The sequence below is a fragment of the Neisseria sp. P0009.S007 genome (assembly GCF_051962515.1).
The window spans coordinates 1-6,781 of record NZ_JBQCVF010000110.1; the positions used below are offsets into that span (position 1 = coordinate 1).

A 6,781-nucleotide genomic window follows, 5' to 3' on the forward strand; every position below is an offset into this window, starting at 1 on the left:
TCAATTTCCTCAGGCCGTCTGAAAAACGCCACCGGCAATTCCAAGCCGCCTTTTGCCGTTTCACGGAAAACTTTTTTTACTGCCTCGTCCGTCGGGTTCAAACCGGCAAGTTTCATGTTTTCAAAAACACGCCGGCGATCTTTCGACAGCACGCGGAAACCCAAACTGCCGAGCAGGTTGCCTAATTTGTGCAACCAAGCCAAAGGCAGCGCGGCCAAAAATTTAAAAACAAAGGTAACAAGCGTTTGCATAAGGGTTTACCAAAATGAAGTGGACAGATTGTAAACGAAACAGGCCGTCTGAACAAAACAGACTTCGGGCAAATATATTGCGGCGCACCTGCTTTTCTGCTACTATCCGCGTTGCATTAAGAGTTGGGAATTCCATGCCAACCTGCTTTTCAAACGGAAAGGTAAGGTGGACGGTTGAAAAACCGATGTGGCTCGCCAGAGCAATCCAAACCCGCTTAATGCGGGAATTTTTTTGCCTGTAAGAAACGTGCAACAGGATTCCGAAACAGTAGGCAAGTGCGAATGTTTCTCACTTGTATAGAGAAAAAGCGGAGTTTTTGTTATGATTTCCGCTGTCCGAAATAAAAGGCCGTCTGAAAACACAGCAGCCTGTTTTTAATGAAAGAATAGCAATGAGCGAATATCTGTTTACTTCCGAATCGGTATCCGAAGGCCATCCGGATAAAGTTGCCGACCAAGTATCCGATGCGATTCTGGATGCCATCTTGGCGCAAGACCCAAAAGCGCGTGTCGCCGCAGAAACCTTGGTCAACACAGGCTTGTGCGTATTGGCAGGCGAAATTACTACCACCGCCCAAGTGGACTACATCAAAGTCGCACGCGAAACCATCAAACGCATCGGCTACAACTCCTCCGAGCTGGGCTTTGACGCCAACGGCTGCGCAGTCGGCGTGTACTACGACCAGCAATCCCCCGACATCGCCCAAGGCGTGAACGAAGGCGAAGGCATCGACTTGACCCAAGGCGCGGGCGACCAAGGCTTGATGTTCGGCTATGCCTGCGACGAAACCCCTACCCTGATGCCGTTTGCCATCTATTACAGCCACCGCCTGATGCAGCGTCAAAGCGAATTGCGCAAAGACGGCCGCCTGCCTTGGCTGCGCCCTGATGCCAAAGCGCAACTGACCGTGGTTTACGACAGCGAAACCGGCAAAGTAAAACGCATCGACACCGTCGTCCTGTCCACCCAGCACGATCCGTCTATCGGCTACGAAGAGCTGAAAAACGCTGTGATCGAACACATCATCAAACCGGTTCTGCCGTCTGAAATGCTGACTGATGAAACCAAATACCTGATCAACCCGACCGGCCGCTTCGTCATCGGCGGCCCGCAAGGCGACTGCGGTTTGACCGGCCGCAAAATCATCGTCGATACCTACGGCGGCGCAGCTCCGCACGGTGGTGGCGCATTCTCCGGCAAAGACCCGTCCAAAGTGGACCGTTCCGCCGCCTACGCCTGCCGCTATGTTGCGAAAAATATCGTTGCCGCCGGTTTGGCAACCCAATGCCAAATCCAAGTTTCCTACGCCATCGGCGTTGCCGAACCGACTTCGATTTCCATCGATACTTTCGGCACCGGCAAAATCAGCGAAGAAAAACTGATTGCCCTGGTTCGCGAACATTTCGACCTGCGCCCCAAAGGCATCGTCCAAATGCTCGACCTCTTGCGCCCGATTTACAGCAAATCCGCCGCATACGGCCACTTCGGCCGCGAAGAGCCTGAGTTTACTTGGGAGCGCACCGACAAAGCAGCCGCATTGAAAGCAGCTGCAGGCGTGTAAAACGACGATAAAGGTCGTCTGAACAGGCATTTCAGACGGCCTTTTTTACATCTCAATATTCAAAACCTTTTTACGAACGACACATCGTATTTTCACAAAACAGCGTAACAAATTTTGGATTGCTATGCCGCCTTTGTGAATCTACATAAATAAAATTGAAAGAATGCATCATGAAAAAATGGCTGCTGGCTGTTTTGCCTGCCACCGCACTGGCTGCTCCGCCTCAAGGCTTTTATCAAAATTACCAAGACTGGGACATTGCCTGCGACAATACCGGTACCTGCCGTCTTGCGGGATATCAGGCGGATGAAACAGAAACGCCGGTTTCCATCTTGTTTACCCGAAAAGCGGGGGCGAACGCCGCCGTTGCCGGCGAAGTTTCCCTGCTGCCGTTTAACGACGATGATAGGCAACTCGCCCGTGTGGCGGCCCGCAACGAATTGATGTTGAATGGCAAATCACTGGGCAAATTGGCGTTGAACAAAAAAGGCCAAGGCAAATTGAACAGCGCGCAAACCAACGCCTTGCTCGAAGCGTTGAAAAAAGAAAGCAAAATCAGCATCCGCGCCGGCAAATATGAATGGCACTTGTCCGACAAAGGCGCGGCGGCGGCAATGTTGAAAGCGGACGAATTCCAAGGCCGTCTGAACACGCCTTCCGCACTGATACGCAAAGGCAACAGCAGTCAGGCAGTCCTCAGCCCGCAGCCCAAACCCGTCATCCGCGCCGTTGCCGTGCCGAAAACAGCAGGCGATATACTGGAACAAGACACACCGCGCCACAGCGCCGTCATGAAGCTGCTGCGCAACAGCAACCGTGTTTCTGAAGGCGACGATAATTACTGTTACGCCCTGCACAATAAAGAGCAAATGGATTGGAACCGCAGCCTAAATATTTATCCGCTCAACAAACAACAAGTTTTAGTGGAGGCCGTCTGTATCGGCGGAGCCTATCAAACCAGCGGCTACTATGTCATTGCCGACAAAAAATTAACCAAAATCGAACAAGTACTGCCACCAATGACATACGGCGGGCACGGCGGATTCGATGAGAAAACAGCCACCCTTAGCGGCAGCTTCAAAGGCCGCGGCATAGGTGATTGCTGGTCGGGCAATGCCGCAGTGTGGGACGGTAAAACGTTTGTCCGCAGTGAGGAACACACCACCGGTTCATGCAAAGGCTTCACAGGCGGCGCATGGCTGATGCCTATTTTTGAAGCCCGTGTTGAGCGTTAAAAGACACGGAATATTTACGATAGAAAGCAAAGGCCGTCTCAAAATTCCCGTTTTCAGACGGCCTTTTTCCTTATACAATAGCCACTTGAATTTCTATATACATTCTGAATAAAGGATACGGATTATGTTCGGCAAACAACTTTTTGAAGAAGTCAGCTCCAAAATCAGCGAAACCATCGCCAACAGCCCTGCCAAAGACATGGAAAAAAACGTTAAAGCCATGCTCGGCAGCGCGTTCAACCGCATGGATTTGGTAACCCGAGAAGAATTCGACATCCAACAACAGGTTTTGATTAAAACCCGTACCAAGCTGGCCGAATTGGAAGCCCGTTTGGCCAAACTCGAAGCCGCCCAAGAGCCTGAAGAAGCTGCTTTGAAAGCTGCCGAAGAAGCTGCCGAAGAAGCAGTTGCCGAAATCGCACAACAAACCGAAGCCGCCGAATAAGGCCGTCTGAAACATGTCGCTTGCTTTGGTTTACAGCCGCGCCTTAAGCGGTATGAACGCGCCGTTGGTCGAAGTGGAAGCCCACCTTGCCAACGGCTTGCCACATTTCAATATCGTCGGTTTGCCCGATACTGAAGTCAAAGAAAGCCGCGACCGCGTGCGTGCCGCCATCATCCAAAGCGGCTTCGACTTCCCCGCCAAGAAAATTACTGTCAACCTCGCACCGGCCGACCTCCCCAAAGAATCCGGCCGTTTCGATTTACCGATTGCCTTAGGCATTCTTGCCGCATCGGGACAAATCAACCCTGAAAAGCTCGCGCAATATGAGTTTGCCGGAGAATTGGCGCTGTCCGGACTGCTGCGTCCCGTACGCGGCGCGCTGGCCATGGCATGGCAGGGAATGCAGGCCGGCCGTTCGTTCGTCTTGCCGCAAGAAAATGCCGAACAGGCTGCCGTCATGCGTGGCATTGCGGTTTATGGCGCACGTTCTTTGGGCGAAGTGGCCGCCCATTTAAACGACATCGAACCGTTGACACAAACCGAATGCAAACTGCCACAAAGGCCGTCTGAACAAAGTAAAATACCCGACTTAGCCGATGTCAAAGGCCAACATACCGCCCGCCTCGCCTTGGAAATCGCCGCGGCAGGCGGACACAGCCTGCTGATGATGGGCCCTCCGGGTACAGGCAAATCCATGCTTTCGCAACGTTTGCCCGGTATCCTTCCGCCTTTGACCGAAGACGAATTGGTCGAAGTCTGGGCATTGCGTTCGCTCCTACCCAACCATCAACAGCAGCTCGACAGCAACCGCCCTTTCCGCAGTCCCCACCACAGCGCCAGCTCGGCTGCCATGGTCGGCGGCGGTTCCGACCCGCGTCCGGGTGAAATTTCTTTGGCGCACCATGGTGTGTTGTTTTTAGACGAATTGCCCGAGTTTGACCGTAAAGTATTGGAAGTATTGCGCGAACCTTTGGAAAACGGCGAAATCCATATTTCCCGCGCCGCACGCCAAGCCGTTTATCCGGCCAAGTTCCAGCTCGTCGCCGCCATGAACCCCTGCCCTTGCGGCTATCTCGGTCATCCGTCCAAACCTTGCCGCTGCACGCCTGAAAGCATCGCCCGTTACCGCAGCAAAATTTCAGGGCCATTACTCGACCGCATCGATTTAACCATCGAAGTCCCCAGCCTTTCCGCCGCCGAGCTGATGCAACAAGAAGCCGGAGAATCCAGTGCCGCCGTATTAGAACGCGTTACCGCCGCGCGAAAAATCCAATACGGCCGACAAGGCAAAGTTAATGCCGAATTGAGTGTCAGCGAACTCGATGGCAAAGCCCGTATCCAAAAAGAAGCGCAAGAAGCCTTGGGAACCATGCTCGAAAAACTGTCCCTATCCGCGCGCAGTTTCCACCGCATCATGCGCGTTGCCCGTACGCTGGCCGATTTGGCAGGCGACGAGGAAGTCAATAAAACCCATGTGATGAAAGCCATCGGTTTCCGTCGCGCCCTCTAACTTTTCAGACGGCCTGAATCTTTATATTTAAGTAAAACTAGAGTAAACAAAGCATCAGGATTTTGCCGTCTATAACGGTTATTGATAAAATATCGAATTCAAACTCAGACAGTCTCCCTTCAGGCCGTCTGAACCCATTATTACAAGGTAAGTCATGAAAAAATCTACACAATATGGCAAAGGCTTGGCCGGTTTCTTTTTCGGCCTGATACTGGCAACAGGTATTATTGCCGGTATTTTGTTCTTCTTGAACCAAGGCAACCAAAACGTTTTCAAAGAGCTGACCCAGCCTAAACAAAGTGAAGAACCTGAAATCCTGAAGCCTCAAGACAAAGCAGAGAAACGCCCTGCTACCGACAATTCGTCCAGCCAAGCAGATGAAGAAAAAGCCAAGGCTGAAAAAGAAGCTGCTGAAAAGGCTGCCAAAGAAGCTGAAGAAAAAGCGGCACAAGCAGAAAAAGAGGCTCAGGAAAAAGCCGAGCGCGAAGCCAAAGAAAAGGCGGATAAAGCTGAAGCAGAAAAAGCCGAACGCGAAGCTAAAGAAAAAGCTGAAAAAGCCGCTGCCGATAAAGCCGAACGCGAAGCCAAAGAAAGAGCAGACAAAACTGCCGCCGACAAAGCCGAACGTGAAGCCAAAGAAAAAGCCGCAAAAGCGGAAGCAGAAAAAGAAGCCGCCAAGAAAAAACTGGCCGAGAAAAAAGCCGAATTAGAAAAAAAACGCGCAGAAAAAGCCAAAGCTGAAAAAGAAGCTGCCGATAAAACTGCAAAAGACAAAAAAGCGGCCGACCAACTGACCGACAAACAAAAAGAGCGTGCCGAGCGCAAATTGGCTGAGAAAAAAGCGGCCGAAGCCAAAAAACAAAACAAGCCGACACCTGAGCAAATCCTCAATAGCGGCAGCATCGAAAAAGCTCGCAAAGCTGCAAATGCCTCTGCAACAAAAGAAAGCAGCAACGCCGCTGGCAAACAATCGGCAGAAAAAGCCGAAGCAGCTGCCAACAGCGGTAAAAAGGCATTCCTGCAACTTGGTTCATATGCAGACCGCTCCAGCGCAGATTCACAACGTGCGAAATTGGCTATTTTAGGTGTGTCTTCCAAAGTGGTTGAGTTGCAAAACGGCGACAAAACCATTTATCGAGTTCAAAGTAACACCATGCCGCAGGAAGCCGCTGTGAAACTGCAAAAAAACCTGCAAGGCCATAATATCAACAGCTTGATTCGTTCTGCCAAATAATGGAATCACTGATGAAGCAGCGTATGAAACAAACTATTGCCGCACTCAGCCTGAGCCTGCTCAGTCTGAGTGCGCAGGCTGCTACCGAAGGCGTGGACTATACCGTTCTTAGTCGCCCTATCCCGCAGCAGCAAGCCGGAAAAATTGAAGTGCTAGAATTTTTCGGCTACTTCTGCGTCCATTGTTACCATCTCGATCCGGTTTTGTTGCAACACAGCAAAACCTTCGCTAAAGATGTTTCCTTACGGACAGAGCACGTCGTTTGGATGCCTGAAATGTTGGGCTTGGCCAAGGTAGCCGCTGCCGTCAATCTTTCAGGTTTGAAATATCAGGCCAATCCAGTCATCTTCAAAGCTGTTTACGAACAGAAGATTAACTTGGCTGATGCAAATATATTCCGATCATGGGTCGGTAAACAGACAAGTTTTGACAGTAAAAAACTGCTTCAAGCCTACAACAGCCCTGCCGCCGCGTCGGCTGCTGCAAAAATGCAGCAATTGACGGAAACTTATCGAATTGAAAACACACCAACTGTCATTGTCGG

The 6,781-nt window shown here is 51.2% G+C and carries 6 protein-coding genes, 1 pseudogene and 1 riboswitch; of the genes and pseudogenes, 6 read left to right on the plus strand and 1 reads right to left on the minus strand.

Going from position 1 to position 6,781, the window contains the following annotated elements:
• Positions 1 to 251 (minus strand): annotated as a pseudogene (locus ACTHS3_RS09550) (lysophospholipid acyltransferase family protein); the annotation flags it as partial.
• Positions 252 to 359: 108 nt separating this feature from the next.
• Positions 360 to 470, plus strand: a riboswitch (SAM-I-IV-variant riboswitch).
• Positions 471 to 643: 173 nt separating this feature from the next.
• Between ACTHS3_RS09550 and metK the strand changes: the two are divergent.
• From metK to ACTHS3_RS09580, 6 genes are all read left to right on the plus strand, one after another.
• Positions 644 to 1,813, plus strand: a complete 1,170-nt coding sequence (gene metK / locus ACTHS3_RS09555) for a methionine adenosyltransferase (protein WP_440367821.1) — start codon at positions 644 to 646, stop codon at positions 1,811 to 1,813.
• A gap of 170 nt (positions 1,814 to 1,983) precedes the next feature.
• A complete protein-coding gene (locus ACTHS3_RS09560; RefSeq protein ID WP_440367823.1) occupies positions 1,984 to 3,048 on the plus strand; it encodes a DUF1176 domain-containing protein in 1,065 nt (354 codons plus the stop codon).
• Positions 3,049 to 3,172: 124 nt separating this feature from the next.
• Positions 3,173 to 3,493, plus strand: a complete 321-nt coding sequence (locus tag ACTHS3_RS09565) for an accessory factor UbiK family protein (RefSeq protein WP_049323809.1) — start codon at positions 3,173 to 3,175, stop codon at positions 3,491 to 3,493.
• Between the two features lie 13 nt (positions 3,494 to 3,506).
• Entirely contained in the window at positions 3,507 to 5,003 is a 1,497-nt protein-coding gene (locus ACTHS3_RS09570) for a YifB family Mg chelatase-like AAA ATPase (protein ID WP_440367825.1), read from the plus strand.
• Positions 5,004 to 5,157: 154 nt separating this feature from the next.
• Positions 5,158 to 6,237 carry an SPOR domain-containing protein gene (locus ACTHS3_RS09575; RefSeq protein WP_070625957.1) on the plus strand — a complete coding sequence of 360 codons (1,080 nt, stop codon included), beginning with the start codon at positions 5,158 to 5,160 and terminating at the stop codon, positions 6,235 to 6,237.
• Positions 6,238 to 6,248: 11 nt separating this feature from the next.
• Positions 6,249 to 6,781 (plus strand): thiol:disulfide interchange protein DsbA/DsbL (locus ACTHS3_RS09580; RefSeq protein ID WP_440367827.1); only part of this gene is annotated, 533 nt, incomplete at its 3' end.

Bases quoted from the DNA above. Each gene is read 5' to 3' on its own strand.
- metK (WP_440367821.1), top strand. From the start codon at position 644: ATGAGCGAATATCTGTTTACTTCCGAATCGGTATCCGAAGGCCATCCG.
- ACTHS3_RS09560 (WP_440367823.1), top strand. From the start codon at position 1,984: ATGAAAAAATGGCTGCTGGCTGTTTTGCCTGCCACCGCACTGGCTGCT.
- ACTHS3_RS09565 (WP_049323809.1), top strand. From the start codon at position 3,173: ATGTTCGGCAAACAACTTTTTGAAGAAGTCAGCTCCAAAATCAGCGAA.
- ACTHS3_RS09570 (WP_440367825.1), top strand. From the start codon at position 3,507: ATGTCGCTTGCTTTGGTTTACAGCCGCGCCTTAAGCGGTATGAACGCG.
- ACTHS3_RS09575 (WP_070625957.1), top strand. From the start codon at position 5,158: ATGAAAAAATCTACACAATATGGCAAAGGCTTGGCCGGTTTCTTTTTC.